At 67.7% G+C, this 14,545-nt stretch carries 16 protein-coding genes; 1 reads left to right on the forward strand and 15 read right to left on the reverse strand.

The window, feature by feature from the left end:
- Positions 1-36: 36 nt before the first annotated feature.
- The 11 genes from NNI01S_RS29795 to NNI01S_RS34960 form a co-directional block, all read right to left on the reverse strand.
- On the reverse strand, positions 37-771 hold the full coding sequence (locus tag NNI01S_RS29795) for a TVP38/TMEM64 family protein (RefSeq protein ID WP_063024306.1): 735 nt from the start codon (positions 769-771) through the stop codon (positions 37-39).
- Between the two features lie 119 nt (positions 772-890).
- A complete protein-coding gene (locus NNI01S_RS29800; RefSeq protein ID WP_063024308.1) occupies positions 891-1,190 on the reverse strand; it encodes a gas vesicle protein K in 300 nt (99 codons plus the stop codon).
- The gene (locus tag NNI01S_RS29805; protein ID WP_063024310.1) at positions 1,183-1,398 is read right to left on the reverse strand and encodes a gas vesicle protein; all 216 of its coding nucleotides are present in this window, start codon (positions 1,396-1,398) and stop codon (positions 1,183-1,185) included. The genes NNI01S_RS29800 and NNI01S_RS29805 overlap by 8 nt, the downstream gene beginning before the upstream one ends.
- The gene (locus NNI01S_RS29810) at positions 1,395-2,186 is read right to left on the reverse strand and encodes a GvpL/GvpF family gas vesicle protein (RefSeq protein WP_063024312.1); all 792 of its coding nucleotides are present in this window, start codon (positions 2,184-2,186) and stop codon (positions 1,395-1,397) included. The genes NNI01S_RS29805 and NNI01S_RS29810 overlap by 4 nt, the downstream gene beginning before the upstream one ends.
- On the reverse strand, positions 2,183-2,566 hold the full coding sequence (locus NNI01S_RS29815) for a gas vesicle protein (RefSeq protein WP_063024314.1): 384 nt from the start codon (positions 2,564-2,566) through the stop codon (positions 2,183-2,185). Before NNI01S_RS29815 ends, NNI01S_RS29810 begins: the two co-directional genes overlap by 4 nt.
- Entirely contained in the window at positions 2,563-2,895 is a 333-nt protein-coding gene (gene gvpO, locus NNI01S_RS29820; RefSeq protein ID WP_063024316.1) for a gas vesicle protein GvpO, read from the reverse strand. Before gvpO ends, NNI01S_RS29815 begins: the two co-directional genes overlap by 4 nt.
- A gap of 28 nt (positions 2,896-2,923) precedes the next feature.
- Complete coding sequence (locus NNI01S_RS29825; RefSeq protein ID WP_063024318.1) at positions 2,924-3,160, reverse strand: gas vesicle protein GvpG; 237 nt, start codon at positions 3,158-3,160, stop codon at positions 2,924-2,926.
- A 3-nt stretch (positions 3,161-3,163) separates the two neighbouring features.
- The gene (locus NNI01S_RS29830; RefSeq protein WP_063024320.1) at positions 3,164-3,925 is read right to left on the reverse strand and encodes a GvpL/GvpF family gas vesicle protein; all 762 of its coding nucleotides are present in this window, start codon (positions 3,923-3,925) and stop codon (positions 3,164-3,166) included.
- Positions 3,922-4,332, reverse strand: coding sequence for a gas vesicle protein GvpJ (gvpJ, locus tag NNI01S_RS29835; RefSeq protein ID WP_174554509.1), 411 nt, complete (start codon positions 4,330-4,332; stop codon positions 3,922-3,924). Before gvpJ ends, NNI01S_RS29830 begins: the two co-directional genes overlap by 4 nt.
- Complete coding sequence (locus NNI01S_RS29840; RefSeq protein ID WP_063024322.1) at positions 4,329-5,537, reverse strand: SRPBCC family protein; 1,209 nt, start codon at positions 5,535-5,537, stop codon at positions 4,329-4,331. The genes gvpJ and NNI01S_RS29840 overlap by 4 nt, the downstream gene beginning before the upstream one ends.
- A 6-nt stretch (positions 5,538-5,543) precedes the next feature.
- A complete protein-coding gene (locus NNI01S_RS34960; protein WP_063917731.1) occupies positions 5,544-6,311 on the reverse strand; it encodes a hypothetical protein in 768 nt (255 codons plus the stop codon).
- 320 nt (positions 6,312-6,631) lie between these two features.
- Between NNI01S_RS34960 and NNI01S_RS29850 the strand changes: the two genes are divergently transcribed.
- Positions 6,632-7,087, forward strand: a complete 456-nt coding sequence (locus NNI01S_RS29850) for a VOC family protein (RefSeq protein ID WP_063024370.1) — start codon at positions 6,632-6,634, stop codon at positions 7,085-7,087.
- A gap of 69 nt (positions 7,088-7,156) precedes the next feature.
- Here NNI01S_RS29850 and narI read toward each other — a convergent pair whose 3' ends face one another.
- The 4 genes from narI to NNI01S_RS29870 form a co-directional block, all read right to left on the reverse strand.
- Positions 7,157-7,915, reverse strand: a complete 759-nt coding sequence (gene narI / locus NNI01S_RS29855) for a respiratory nitrate reductase subunit gamma (protein ID WP_063024326.1) — start codon at positions 7,913-7,915, stop codon at positions 7,157-7,159.
- Positions 7,912-8,592, reverse strand: coding sequence for a nitrate reductase molybdenum cofactor assembly chaperone (gene narJ / locus NNI01S_RS29860; RefSeq protein WP_063024328.1), 681 nt, complete (start codon positions 8,590-8,592; stop codon positions 7,912-7,914). Before narJ ends, narI begins: the two co-directional genes overlap by 4 nt.
- Entirely contained in the window at positions 8,589-10,364 is a 1,776-nt protein-coding gene (gene narH, locus NNI01S_RS29865; RefSeq protein ID WP_245676421.1) for a nitrate reductase subunit beta, read from the reverse strand. The genes narJ and narH overlap by 4 nt, the downstream gene beginning before the upstream one ends.
- A 65-nt stretch (positions 10,365-10,429) precedes the next feature.
- Positions 10,430-14,140 carry a nitrate reductase subunit alpha gene (locus NNI01S_RS29870; RefSeq protein ID WP_063024332.1) on the reverse strand — a complete coding sequence of 1,237 codons (3,711 nt, stop codon included), beginning with the start codon at positions 14,138-14,140 and terminating at the stop codon, positions 10,430-10,432.
- Positions 14,141-14,545: the final 405 nt, after the last annotated feature.

Below are 14,545 nucleotides of genomic sequence, written 5' to 3' on the forward strand. Positions count from 1 at the left end.
CGCCGGAACACACGCGGCGAACCGGTGTAGATGAACTCACCTGCCCACCTCAGGCTGTCTTCCGTCACCGGCTTCCGGCTCGGGAGGTGTGCCAGGGGCGCGCCAGCGGCGGTAGCCGCGGTGGGCGGCGAATGCTCCGATGATCGCGGTAGCGCACCACACCGCGATGGCGGTGTAGGCGAGCGGGGCCGACAGGTCGCCGATCGAAGCGCCGAGTGCGGTGTAGACGAAGGCACGCGGGGCCGATCCGATGAGCGCGCCGACGGCCATCTGCCACAGCGGAACTCCGAACGCGCCGAACACATAGGAGGCCAGCGCGTCCGAGATGCCCGGGACGAAGCGCTGCGCGACGACGGCCCACAGGCCGCGCCGCTCGATCTGGGCGTCGATGCGCTCGGCCCGCCCGGGGCCGAGCAACCCCCGTGCGCTTTCGCGGCCGGCCCGTCGCCCGAGGAAACTGGTGATGATCGCCGTGCCCACCGCCGAGCCGAGCGTCACGAACGTCCCGACCAGCGGGCCGAACAGCAGACCGCTTCCAGCGGCCAGCAGCGGTCCTGGAACGAAGACGGCGCCGAGGACGGCCGACGCCACCACGTAAGCGAACGGCGCGGCGGGCCCGGTCGCCGCGACCACACCGCGCACACCCTCGACGTCGATCACTCGGGCGACGGCGACGAGATAGAACATCACCGCCAGCCCCGCCGCGAACAGCGCGAGCCGTACGACGTGCCGACGACGTCCGAGAGGTAAGGAATGCTCGATGTCGGTCATGATGAGCGCAATCCTGCCGCATCCCGACCACCCCTTCGACTCCACCACCAAGATCAACGGCACATGGTTGTGGCGTTCGCCGAGATGACCTCTCGCTCATGTGCCGTTGATCTTGATGGTCAGGACGGGTCGCGGGGGAGGAGGGTGCCCAGGGGGCCGAGGTCGATGTTGAGGTCTTCGGGGGTGAGGCCGAAGTGTTCGCGGAGTTCGTCCATGCGTTGTTCGAGCAGCATGAGGGTGGTGCCGATGCGTTCGATCTGGTCGTCGGTGAGGTCGCCGGCGTCGACGCGGCGGATCGCTTGGCGCTCCATGAGCTGGCGCAGCAGTTCCACCAAAGTGAGGACGAGGCTGACCAGTCCGCGCTCGACGGATTCGGGCTCGGTGTCGATACGCGGCGGGATGCCGCCGAACTCAGTCATCGGCGGGTGGTTCCAGCGCGCGGACCGGGCCGGTCAGAGTGCTGATCGAGGAGATGAGAGCCCGCAACGAGATCTGGACCAGGTCGACGTCGGCGATGGCGAGCTTGATGTCCCCGGTGATCACCACGCCGCCCGCCAGCACCCGATCCAGCAGGTCGACCAGCGCGACGCGGCGCTCCTCGTCGACCTCCCGCGTGGCCCGGCTCATACCGCCTCCCGTTCCACGCCCGCGAACGAGTACGGCGGCCACGGGCCGGTGAGTTCGAGCCGGATGCCGGGGAATTCGTCGCCGAGCGCGGCCACGGTGGCGGCGAAGTCGTCGGTGCGCTCGTCGTCGACGAGATAGGTCCCGTTGAGCACCATCCAATCCCGGCGTCCGCTCAGTGTCGGATCGGTCAGTGCCTGACGCCGCCCGGCCGCGGCGTGGCGAACGAGGCGGGTGTGGATTTCGTCCGCGCGCTGCGCCGCGTCGCGTTCCACGGTCTCCTGCGCGGACAGCTGCGCCCGGCGGCGGGCCAGATAGGCTGCGCCCGAGCCCTTCCCGCCGCTTCCGCTCGCGCGGGCCTCGGCTACGGCCGAGGTGAGGGCCGCGCGATCGCCGTAGGCCTTCACCCCCCATTCGGTGCGGCCGCTCACCAGTGCGAGGGCCGCGGTGAAGTCCGCTCGTCGCTCGTCGAGCAGCTCGCGCACTCGGTCGTCGTCGAGGAAGACGGTGGCCAACCGGAGCGGGACGGCCGCACCTCGGCGCACCGCGGCCGATACGACGGCGTCATGCGCGCGGGCCGTGGCCTCCAGCCAGTCCAGATCCTCCAGATGACCGCGCAGCGGTTGCTCCCCGAACACCTCCAGTGGCACCGAGCCGACCAGGGCCGTCAGATCGTCCGACACCACCGTGCGCACCGGCTCCCCGGCGACGCCGGTCAGCCCGCCCGGCTCCGCAGCCTCGCCCCCGGTGAGCGTCACCGCGTACAGCCAAACGCCGGAACCGTCGGTCACGATCGCTCTTCCCTCGGCGCGCGCCGACGCTCGACCGGGCGAGGTTGTTCGTTCGCGGCCTCCAGCTGGGCGATCCGATCGCGGAGCTTCCGGTTCTCGAGTTCGAGATCGTGATCCTCCCGCTCCAGCGTGCGGGCCTTGCTGTTGAGCCAGGGGTCGGTCTCCCACCAGTCGATGCCCACCGATTTGGCCGTCTCCAAGGACGCGATCACCAATCGGAGCTTGATCGTGAGCAACTCGATGTCGAGCAGGTTGACCTGGATGTCGCCCGCGATCACCAAGCCCTTGTCGAGCACCCGCTCGAGGATGTCGGCGAGGTTCGTCGAGTGCCCGCCGCCGAAGGGCTGTGGTGCGGACGACCCGCCGCCGACCACCGTCATGACCGGGCCCTTCCGATGTCGGTGCTGCCACGGCCGTAGCGCCTGGTCCGGCGGTAGGCCAGCAGGTTTCCGTCGAGATCGAGTTCCACCTCGTACAGCGCGAGAATGTCCGCCGACGACGGGATGCGGCGGTCCTCGAGCACCTCGACCTCCACCAGCCAGCCATCCTCCGTCGGTTCCATCGACGTGACCCCCTCCACTTCCTTCGAGGTGAGCGCCACAAGGTTTTCGACTGCCGCCGCGATGGCCTGAGCCGCGGTGAGCCCAGGCGGTTCGCCCGAGGCCGAGTGCACGCCCTCGGTGTCCTCCGAAGTGGTCTTGCGTGCCACTCGCCTCACTCCTTCCGGTCGATCGAGGTCACGCCTGCCGACCGGTCATGCGATCCAGGACCGCCTGCTGCGCTTGTTTCCTCTCTTCTTCGGACAGCTGACCGGCTGCGGCGGCGGCATCGATCTCCTCGAGTTCCCGCCGCATGAGCGCGGGGTCGTGCATTTTCTGATCCACCTGGTCCTGGATCAATTCCCCCAGCCAGATCACTCCGCGCACGGGGGCTACGGGCAACGACAAGATCGACGAGACCACACCGAACAACATGCCTTACTCCTCGGGTGCGCGCTTCGTCACGAAGTCGTAGGCCGCCATCGGGCCGAGCAGGTTCAGCTCCACGCGGCCGTCCCACTCCTCACCGAGCCGGCGCAGCACCTCCTCCAGGTCCTTCTGGCGGGCCAGCTCCACCAGAACCGCGATGTGGACGGCCTCTTCCTCATGGGTGGGGTCGCGATGGTTGATCAGTGGCTCGAACTGCTCGATCTCGGACACCACTCTGCGGGTGTCCTCGGCGCGCTTGGCCTCGATGGCCTGATTGATCAGCTCCCCCAGCGCGATCCGGGCATTGCGAGTGGCGTCCTCGGGCTTGTCCCGGATCTCGTCGCGCAGCTGGGCGGCCTGGTCGTTCTCATCGAGGAGTTCGCGCAGAATGGTGTTCTCGACGTAGCGTCCTCTGACCACGAACTGCGCACGGCCCTCCAGTTGCTCCAGCGCGGAACGGAATTCGTCCTCATTCGCCTCCAGCAGTTCGTTCTCCACCGCCTCCGCATCGGTCATCACCGCGCCGAACCGCAACGGCAGCACCGGGGCGACCGCGGCGGAGCCGTCCAGCAACTCCGCGTGGGCGGTGAGGTCGTCGGGTGTGCCCAGCGGTCGATCGGACTCGAGCTTGCTGATCAGCGCGGCGATCTCGCCGTGTCGCACCACCCCGACCTCACCCGGCGGATCACCGACACCGGTGGCGCTGGGCTCGGGCTCCACATCGGCGGGCACGATGCCGTAGACGTAGACGGCGGCTTGACCCGTAGTCATCGATCCTCCCTACGCCTTGGCTTGTTCGCCGTCTGGCGCTTCTCCTGCACATCGTCGAGGAAGCCCATGACCTTCTCGCCCGCCGCCTCGAGAGCGCCCTGTGTCTTGTGCTTCGCCAGGCCTTGGGTGCCCTCGCCGACGAGGTCGGTGAGCCCCTTCGGTTGGGTGGAGATCTCCAGCCGGTTGACGGCCTCGGCGAAACGCAGATAGGTGTCGACGCTGGCCACCACGACTCGCGCATCGATGGTCACCAGTTCGATGCCGACCAGTGACACGCGCGCGAACGCGTCGATGACCAGGCCTTTGTCCAGAATTGTGTCGATCACGTCGGCCAGGCTGGAGGAATTCGGGCGCGCCATCGTGCCCGCTCCGCCACCGCCGCCGCCTCCTGCGGGTTCGATGGTCATGCGTTTGCTCCTCGCTTCTCACGCGACCGGCGGGTCACCGTGGTGCGGCGCCGGGCGGCCGGTCGACGGCGAGGCGACTCGGATTCGTCTTCCTCGTCCTCGTCTCGCTCGTCCGCGTCCTGCTCGTCAGTCTCGTCAATTCCTTCCTCGTCCGGCTCCTCGTCGTCCGGCTGCTTCCGCGCGGAACTCTCCTCGTCCCCGCGGTCTTCTTCGGTGTTCTCCTCCTCCTCGCGCCGTGCGGTCTCGTCGTCCTTGACGACCTTGCTTTCGCGGATCTCCCCGTGCCAGCCGACGATGTCGTCGGGATGCAGCACGGCCTCGGTCATGACGTGGCGCTGGAAGTGTTTGAGTTCCAAGCGGCACCGGCGACCGGCCGCGCGCCACATGTTGGCGGTCTTCTCGAAGAACCCTTTGGGGTGGTACTCCAGCACCACGAGGATGCGGGTGTAACCCGGCGAAAGCTCATGGAAAGTGACCGCGCCATCGATGTAGCCCTTGTGGCCCTTCGAACGCCAGACGATCCGCTCGAACGGCACCTGCTCGAGAATCGTGGATTCCCAGGTGCGCCTGGACCAGAACACTTTGCCCGTCCAGCTGAGTTTCTCGTCGGCCACCTGCTCGACTTGCTCGAGTTTCTTGGTGAACTTCGGGAAGTCCGCGAACTGGGTCCACTGGTCGTAGGCCAAGTCGATCGGGACGCCGACATCGATGTGCTCGACGATATTGGTCAGCTTGATCTTCTTGCCGCCACCCTTGCCCTTGCCGCCGGTCAGCGACTCCTTCGCCGTCTCGAACCCTTCGCGCAGCGTGTGGCCGATCTTGCTCTTGCCCATGCTCATGGCCGCCTGGAACGGCGAGGCGCCTCCGGCGAGCTTTTCCACGCCGGTCAGCGCCGACAGCAGATTCCCTCCGCCGCCTTCGGCGTACTCGGTCAACCGGCCCGCGGTCTTCGACACCTGGTTGGTGAGCCCGGACACCGCGCGTTCGGCCAGTGCTCCCGTGAGGTTCTGCACCGACTGCTGCAAGACGCCGGTCGGCGTGGGCGGTGGCGCCTTCTTCTTGGCGGATGATCCCGCCTTCTTGGCGGATGACCCCGCCTTTCTGGCGGACGATCCCGCCCCTGTGGCGGCTTTGGTGGCCCGGCCCGCTGTATCGGCAGCCACCTTGCCGACTCCGGCGGTCGCGTCGCGCAAGATCTTCGCCATCGCCGATCACCTCCTCGTGCGCCGCACCGGCGCTTGACCGGCCTCGGCGCGACTACGGCGGCCGCCGGTCCCGGACGGTTTACGATCCGCGGAGTCGGACGAACGGTCCGCGGAACGCGAGCTCGCCGCGCGCCGGGCGGCGGTGCTCGACCGGCGGCTGCGCGTCCGCGCGGCGGGACGCTCGGTGTCGTCCTCCGCTGCACCCTGGTCGGCATCTTCCTCGTCGTCGGGCGTTTGCTCCTCGTCTTCGTCTTCGAGCTCGTTGTCGGGCGTGCGGTCCTGGTCGTCCTCGTCCTCGTCTTCGAGCTCGTTGTCGGCCATGCGGTCCTGGTCGTCCTCGTAATCGTCTTCGAGCTCGTTGTCGGGCGTCTGCTCCTCGTCCTCGCGCCCTCCCTCGTCGTACTCGGACGACTCGTCTTCGTACTCGTCCTCATCGGAATCCGTCGCCCGCGAGCCCTCTCGGCCCTGGTCCGCCAAGAGCGTCGTACCCTGCTGCAACCGGTTGCTGAGCGCGTCTATGCGGTTGCTCGCCGCGGTGACCGCGGCCGAGCGCACGGCGCCGACCAGCTCGTCGCGCACGGTGTCGGTGATCCGGGTCAATTCCGGTGTCGATCGGAGCAGCTCCGTACCGCGCTCCAGCAGGCCCCCTGGCGTTCCCGCGGATCGCCTGGCCATCGCGGCGCCCGCCAGCGACATCGCGAAACGCATCTTGCGCGTGCGGCCCAGCAGGTACCCGATGCCCACCCCTAACGCAATTCTTCCTCCACCCTTCATTGCTCACTCCTTGCTCGCCTCGACGGCAACCCCACCGGCGAAGGCCGGGGCGCCGAGACTTGACGTCCTCAGAAGTGGGGTAGACCACATCCCAGTGGCCAAACATCAGCGTATTCCTGGTTACCGAATGGGTCGATGGGTTCTGCCTGCGAGAAGCCGGGTAGAACCGGGCGGTCGGAATGCTGTCAGCGACCATCTGGCCCCAGGGGTCGGCGCAGCGGGAAAAAATTCTCGGGAAACTTCGCGAAGTATGTCGAAGTCGAACTGCCGGCTCCGACCAGTAGGTGACAGCAGGTCACGCCACAGCACAGGAGCACATCATGTCCGTCAACACCTTCTTCTGGTTCGACAACGCCGCCGAGGAAGCCGCGGCGCTCTACACCTCGGTGATCCCGAACTCACGGGTGGTCGAGGTATCCCGCAAATCCGATGGTTCGGTGTTCATCGTCCTGCTGGATCTGGACGGTCAGGCGGTCACGCTGATGAACGGTGGCCCGGACCACCAGCTCACCGAGGCCGCGTCGCTGCAGGTGATCGTGGATACCCAGGACGAGGTCGATCGCCTGTGGGAGGCCCTCACCGCGAACGGCGGCGAGCCCGGACCGTGCGGCTGGCTGAAAGACCGCTACGGCCTGTCCTGGCAGGTGGTGCCTTCGGCGCTGCCGAAGTTGATGAACGGTGACGATCCCGCCAAGACCATCGCCGTTGGCACCGCCTTGCGGTCGATGTCGAAGCTCGATCTCGCGGTGCTCCAGGACGCCTACGACAACGCCTGACCGGCGCCGTGAAACCGAAGACCCCGCACGGACACCGTTGTCCGGGCGGGGTCTCGCGCGACGGCGTCGTCAGCGCCAGCGTTCGGGTGTCACGGGCGCGTCCCACGCGCGGGCGTAACGGCGTTTGTCGGCAGCGTTGTACTCCTTGCTGCGGTAGACCACGTACGGCCGCACCAGGTAGCCCACCGGCGCGCTGAACATGTGCACCAGGCGGGTGTACGGCCACAACCCGATCAGCGCGAGCACGACCAGCCCGTGCAATTGGAAGGTCCACGGGGTGTCCACCATCAGTTCGGGCCGGGGCGTGAGGCCGAACAGGCTGCGGAACCACGGCGAGACCGTCTCGCGGTAGTTGTAGGTGCCCCACAGCAGGTTGCTGCCCCAGGTGTTGAGCAGACCGGTGATCAGCGCGGCGGCCAGCAGCGCGTACATCAGCTTGTCGTTGCCGGTCGTCGCCTTGCGGACGGCGGGAACGGTGAAACGCCGGTAGAGCAGGATGCCGACGCCCGCCAGCACGGCGACCCCGGCCACCGACCCCGCGGAGACGGCGATCACGTGGTAGACGTGCTCGGAGATCCCGACCGCGGAGGTCCACGACTCCGGGATCAGGACGCCGAGCACGTGACCGCCGAACACCCCGAGCATGCCGAAGTGGAACAACGGGCTGCCCAGGCGCAGCAGGCGGCTCTCGTAGATCTGCGAGGAACGGGTGGTCCAGCCGAACTGGTCGTTGCGGTAGCGCCACAGGTGCCCGAGCACGAACGAAGTGAACGCGACGTACGGCAGGATCAGCCACAGCGAGACCGGCAGATGCGGTGTTGCGTTCATCGTCGGCCTTCCGATCCGTCGAACAGGGAGGGGTCCATCGCGAACGGTTCGAGCCCGACCTCTTCCTCGGGCGGGCCCTGCGCGGCGAGTTCGGCGATGCGCCTGCGGTCCGCGGTGGTCGGCGGCGGCAGGGTAACCCCGATCGCCGCGAGCACTCCGGCGTAGGGCGAGCCGTGGTCGGACAGGGAAAGCCGTAGCAGCTCCAGCACCGGCACGTGCTCACCGAGCAGGCGTTCGCCGCCGATCGGATCCACGGTGGCGGCGAACTCCAGCAGCACCGGCAGGTGGTCGGGTAGTTCCTCGTCGCCGAGTTCGACACCGGCGTGCCGGTAGGCGTGCTTGAACCGCAGCAGCGCCATCCCGCGCTTGCGCGTGTCGCCGTAGGCGTAAAAAGTCAGGTGCAGGCTGGCCCGCCGGCGCATGTCGAAGGTCGCGACGTAGTCCGCGGCGAGTTCCAGCGGTGGGGTCGTCCGCAGGTGGTCGAGGCATCCGCTCAGGTGGGCGCTCACCTCGTCCGGCAAAGCGGCCGCGGCCGCGGTCAACTGGCCGACCATGGCCAGCGTCTGCTCGGTCGGGTAGTCCAGCAGCAGCGCGGCGATCCGCCAGACCAATTGCCGGTCGCGTTGCGCGAGCTCCACCACCGGTTCCGGGCGGCGGCGCAGTTTCAGCATGCTCATCGGCCTGCTCCGGTCCGAGCAGCCGGGTCCTCGGTCACGGTCGTGTTGCCGTTGGCGTGCCCGTTGCCCGCGCCGGTTCCGTGGCCGTCGGTACGCCCGTCAGCGGCGCTGTTCTCGTGCCCGTCGACGCCACCGTTCGCATGACCGTTGGTGGCGCCGTGCCCATTTCCGTTGCCGTTCGCGGCGGCACCGGTCGGGACCAAGCCCTCGGTGCTCTTGCCGTCCCAGTTCAACAGGTTGATCCGGGCGGACTTCTCCTGCGGCGCGGCGCCATTGGTGTCGGTGAGGTGGAACTTCTCCACCATCTGGTCGAACGCCGTCATACCCGGTCCGCCGTCGGTGTCCAGGCTGCAGCCGGTGGCGAGCGAGTCCAGTTCGTGCGCGCGGGCTCCCGCGCCGGTCGGGATGACGTAGCGGTGCTCGTATTTGGCGATGGCCAGCAGCCGGTACATCGCCTCGATCTCCTCCGGCTCCAGCCGCACCGACGGCGCGATCGCGGGATCGGGCTCCTCACCGAGGTTCACCGACCGCATGAACGAGCGCATCGCCGCGAGGCGCTGCAACGACGCGCGCACCGGCCCCACATCGCCCGCGGTGAACAGCTCGGCCAGGTACTCCACCGGAATGCGCAGCGCGTCGATCGCGCCGAACAAGTTGGACACGTTCTCGCCGTCGTGGCCGGTCTCCGAGAGCACGTCCACCACCGGCGACAGCGGCGGCACGTACCAGACCATCGGCATGGTGCGGTATTCCGGATGCAGCGGAAGCGCGATCTGGTAGTCCACGATCAGCTTGTAGACCGGTGAATCCTGGGCCGCCTGAATCCATTCCGGCGAGATCCCGGCTCGCTCGGCCTCCGCGATCACCCGCGGATCATGCGGGTTGAGGAACACCCCGAGCTGGGACGGGTAGAGATCCTTGTCCTCGGTGACCGACGCGGCCTCCAGCACGGCGTCGGCGTCGTAGAGCATGACGCCGATGTAGCGCAGCCGCCCCACGCAGGTCTCCGAGCACACCGTGGGGATGCCGACTTCCACGCGCGGGTAGCAGAAGGTGCACTTCTCGGCCTTGCCCGTCTTGTGGTTGAAGTAGATCTTCTTGTACGGGCAGCCCGACACGCACTGCCGCCAGCCGCGGCACTTGTCCTGGTCCACCAGCACGATGCCGTCCTCGGCACGCTTGTAGATCGCGCCCGAGGGGCACGAAGCCGCGCACGACGGATTGAGGCAGTGCTCGCAGATCCGCGGCAGGTAGAACATGAAGGTCTCTTCGAACTCCAGTTTCACCTGATCGGACAGCTTCGCCAGCAGCGGGTCCTTACCGACCTGCTCCGGGCCCGAACCCAGGTCGTCGTCCCAGTTGGCGCCCCAGGTGACCTTCGTGTCCTCGCCGGTGATCAGCGATTTCGGCCGCGCGACCGGCGTCGTGTCGACCGGCGGCGAGGACAGCAGGTTGTCGTAGTCGTAGCTCCACGGCTCGTAGTAGTCCTCGACCGTGGGCAGATCCGGGTTCGCGAAGATGTTCAGCAGCCGCTTCAACCGGGAGCCGGACTTGAGCGTGAGCTTGCCGCGCTTGTTCAGCGTCCAGCCGCCCTTCCACTTCTCCTGATCCTGGTACTGGCGCGGATAGCCCTGTCCCGGACGGGTTTCCACGTTGTTGAACCAGACGTACTCGGTGCCGCCGCGATTGGTCCACGCCTGCTTGCAGGTGACCGAGCAGGTGTGGCAGCCGATGCACTTGTCCAGGTTCATCACCATGGCCAGCTGTGCCATGACGCGCATGTCAGTACCGCTTTCTCGCGTCGGTGGATGGTGCCTGCGTGCCGCGTTCGCCCATGTCAGTACTCCACTTCCTGCGAGCGCCTGCGAATCGTGGTCACCTCGTCGCGTTGATTTCCGGTGGGCCCGTGATAGTTCAGCGCGAAGGACTGCTGCGCGTAGCCGCCGATGAGATGCGAGGGCTTGATCATGATGCGGGTGAGCGCGTTGTGAATGCCGCCGCGCTTGCCCCGGCCTTTGGTGTCCTCGCCGAGACCCTCGATGCGCGGCACGTCCACCGCGCGGTCCTGGGCGTGGTACATGAACACCGTGCCCTCCGGCATCCGGTGGCTGACGATGGCGCGGGCCACCACGATGCCGTTGCGGTTGATCGCCTCGATCCAGTCGTTGTCGGCCACTCCGATCTTCGCCGCGTCGCGATCGGACATCCAGATCGTCTGCCCGCCGCGCGAGAGCGTCAGCATGTGCAGGTTGTCCTGGTAGGCGGAGTGGATCGACCACTTGGAGTGCGGGGTCAGGTACCGCACGGTGACGCCCTTGTCGCCGACCTCGCCGATCGAGGGCTCGCGGAACAGCGCGGTCATGTCCAGCGGCGGACGGAAGATCGGCAGCTGTTCACCGAGTTCGATCATCCAGTCGTGATCCAGGTAGAAGTGCTGCCGACCGGTGAGCGTGTGCCAGGGCTTGAGCCGCTCGGTGTTGATGGTGAACGGCGAGTACCGGCGTCCGCCGGTCTCACTGCCCGACCACTCCGGCGAGGTGATGACCGGCACCGGGCGCGCCTGGGTGTCGGCGAAGGTGATCCGTTTGCCCTCGTGCTCGGCGGCCAGGTCGGCCAGCTGGGTGCCGGTGCGGCGCTCGAGTGCGTGGAAGCCCTCCACCGCCAGACGGCCGTTCGTGGTGCCGGACAGGGCGAGGATCGCCTCGGCCGCATGCGTGTCCTTGGCCAGCGACGGCCTGCCCTGCGCGATGCCGGACACCACCGTGCCGTTCACCCCGGCGAGGTACTCGACCTCCTGGTCGGGGTAGGTGGTGACGCCCTTGGTGGTGACGCCGAGTGTGTCGACCAGTGGCCCGAGCGCGGCCATCTTCTCCGCGATCTTCGGGTAGTCGCGTTCGACCACGACCAGCTTCGGCATGGTCTTGCCCGGAACCGGTTCGCACTCACCGGCTTTCCAGTCCAGCACGCGCCCGCCCGCCTGCGCCGTCGCGTCCGGCGAGTCGTGCTGCAACGGCACCGCGACGATGTCCTTGCGCTTGCCCAGGTGCTTCTCGGCCATCCAGGAGAAGCCGCGCGCGATCCGGTGGAAAGCGTCGAAGTCGGTCTTGGCCTCCCAGGGCGGCGAGATCGCCGGGGAGAAGGCGTGCACGAACGGGTGCATGTCGGTGGAGGACAGGTCGTGCTTCTCGTACCAGGTGGCGGCGGGCAGCACGATGTCGGAGAACAGCGTGGTGCTGGTCATCCGGAAATCCAGTGACAGCAACAGATCCAGCTTGCCGGTGGCGGCGGTCTCGCGCCAGTTCAGCTCCTGCGGCCGCACACCGGTGGCCTCGGCGGCCTGCAAGTTGGAGTCGGCGCCGAGCAGGTGGCGCTGGAAGTACTCGTTGCCCTTGCCGGAGGAGCCGAGCAGATTCGCCCGCCACACGGTCAGGCAGCGGGGGAAGTTCTCCGGCGCGTCCGGGTCCTCGCAGGCGAAGTTCAGGTCGCCGGACTTCAGCCCGTCCACCACGTGCTCGGGGGCGGTCTTGCCCGCGGCCTCCGCCTCGTCCACCAGATCGAGCGGATTGCGGTCGAAGGTGGGGTAGCTGGGCATCCAGCCCAGCCGGGTGGCCAGCGCGATGTTGTCGGCGGCCGTGCGGCCTGCGAACTTGCCCGCGCCGAGCGGCGAGGCGAACGCCTCCGCGGTGAACGGGTCGTAGCGCCACTGGTCGTTGGTCAGATACCAGAACACGGTGCCCTGCATCTGCCGTGGCGGGCGCTGCCAGTCCAGGCCGAAGGCCAGGGTGGACCAGCCGGTGACCGGTCGGCACTTCTCCTGCCCGACGTAATGCGCCCAGCCGCCGCCGTTCACGCCCTGGCAGCCGGTCAGCAGGGTCAAGGTGAAGAACGCGCGGTAGATCTGATCGGAGTGGAACCAGTGGTTGGTGCCCGCGCCCATGAGGATCATCGAGCGGCCGCCGGAACGGTCGGCGTTGTCGGCGAACTCCCGCGCGATGCGCTGGGCCTGCACGGCGGGCACGCCGGTGATGGCTTCCTGCCAGGCCGGGGTGTAAGGCTCGGCCGCGTCGTCGTAGCCGCTGGGCCACGTTCCGGGCAGGCCGTCGCGACCGACGCCGTACTGCGCCAGCAGCAGATCGAAGACCGTCGTGACGCGCCTGCCCGCGACGGTCGTGGTCGGCACGCCGCGGGTGAGCACGCCGGGGACGTCGCTGTCGAAGCGGGGAATCCGTACGGCCGCAGCGTCGTCGGTGCGGCCGTACAGGCTCAGGAGGGGATCGACGTCGTCGAGATCGAGGTTCCAGCGCCCGGTTCCTTCTTCACCGAACCGATGGCCGAGCGACCCGTTGGGCACCACCGGCTGTGCCTGCGCGTCCAGCAGGACCGTCTGGAACTCCACGCCCTCACCGGTCCGGCCGAGGTCGGCGGCGGTGAGGAACTTCCCGGGGACGTATGCCCCGTCGTGCTCGTCGAGCGTGATGAGGAACGGCAGGTCGGTGAATCGCTTGATGTAGTCGAGGAAGCGCGGCGTGCTCTTCTCGACGAAGAACTCCTTCAGCACGACGTGGCCCATCGCCATGGCCAGGGCCGCGTCGGTGCCGGGACGGGCGGGCACCCACTCGTCGGCGAACTTGGTGTTGTCGGCGTAGTCGGGGGAGACCACGACCACCTTCTGGCCCCGGTAGCGGGCCTCGGTCATGTAGTGCGCGTCCGGCGTCCGGGTGACCGGCACGTTCGAGCCCCACATGATGAGGTACCCGGCGTCGAACCAGTCCGCGGACTCCGGCACGTCGGTCTGGTCGCCGAATACCTGCGGCGAAGCCACCGGCAGGTCGGCGTACCAGTCGTAGAACGACAGCATGGAGCCGCCGAGCAGCGAGATGAACCGCGCGCCGACGGCGTGGCTGACCATGGACATGGCCGGGATCGGCGAGAACCCGGCCACCCGGTCCGGGCCGTACTGCTTGATCGTGTAGACGTGTGCGGCGGCGGCGATCTCGGCCGCCTCCCACCACTCGGCGCGCACGAATCCGCCCTTGCCCCTGGCGGCCTTGTAACTGCGCGCCTTCTCCGGGTCTTCGACTACATCGGCCCAGGCCAGCACCGGATCCTTGAGCCGGGACTTGGCTTCCCGGTACAGCTCCAGCAACGTGCCGCGCACATAGGGATAGCGCACCCGGGCAGGCGAGTAGGTGTACCAGGAGAACGACGCGCCACGGGGACAGCCGCGCGGCTCGTATTCCGGCTTGTCGGCGCCCACCGACGGGTAGTCGGTCTGCTGCGACTCCCAGGTGATCACGCCGTCTTTCACGTAGATCTTCCATGAGCACGAGCCGGTGCAGTTCACGCCGTGCGTGGAGCGCACCACCTTGTCGTGGGACCAGCGGTCGCGGTAGAACTCGTCGGCGCTGCGCCCGCCGACCTTGTGCAGTGTCCGGTGATCGGACGAGACTTCGCCCCGGTGGAAATATTTCCCCAGCCGCAGGAGCGCGTCCCCGGCGTCGGTGGCCGGGGCGGAGGGTGCGTGACCCTGGGTACGCGAATTAACCACGACGTGCCCTTCGAGCTGTGCGATCGGGTGGATGTTCCGACTGTAAAGAGGCGTGCACGACTGACCAAACCTCTTTCTCACAGCCCATTCTGGGACCAGGTGAGTTGTGAGATCGGCGCAACGTCACGGTCACGGTGGCGGGCGGCTTCCGGGTGGCATCTAGGTGTTCGACCAGGGCTAACCCGCTCTGAACTGGAGAGAACCGTATCGGAGGGGTTCGCCGGTGCCCGCACCGGTGATGCTTTGGAAACGACCGGTTCTCCAGTGGTTTACATTTGTTAACACATCGGATCGGTCGTCCGCGGAGCGTGTTTTATCCGTCCCGGTGAGTTTCGCTCACGGTTTCCCGGCAAGTATTGTAAGCGCAATCACAATTTGCTGGAATTTCGCCCGATGTGGATCAAT

The sequence above is a fragment of the Nocardia niwae NBRC 108934 = DSM 45340 genome (assembly GCF_001613465.1).
GTDB classification, from domain to species: Bacteria; Actinomycetota; Actinomycetes; order Mycobacteriales; family Mycobacteriaceae; genus Nocardia; species Nocardia niwae.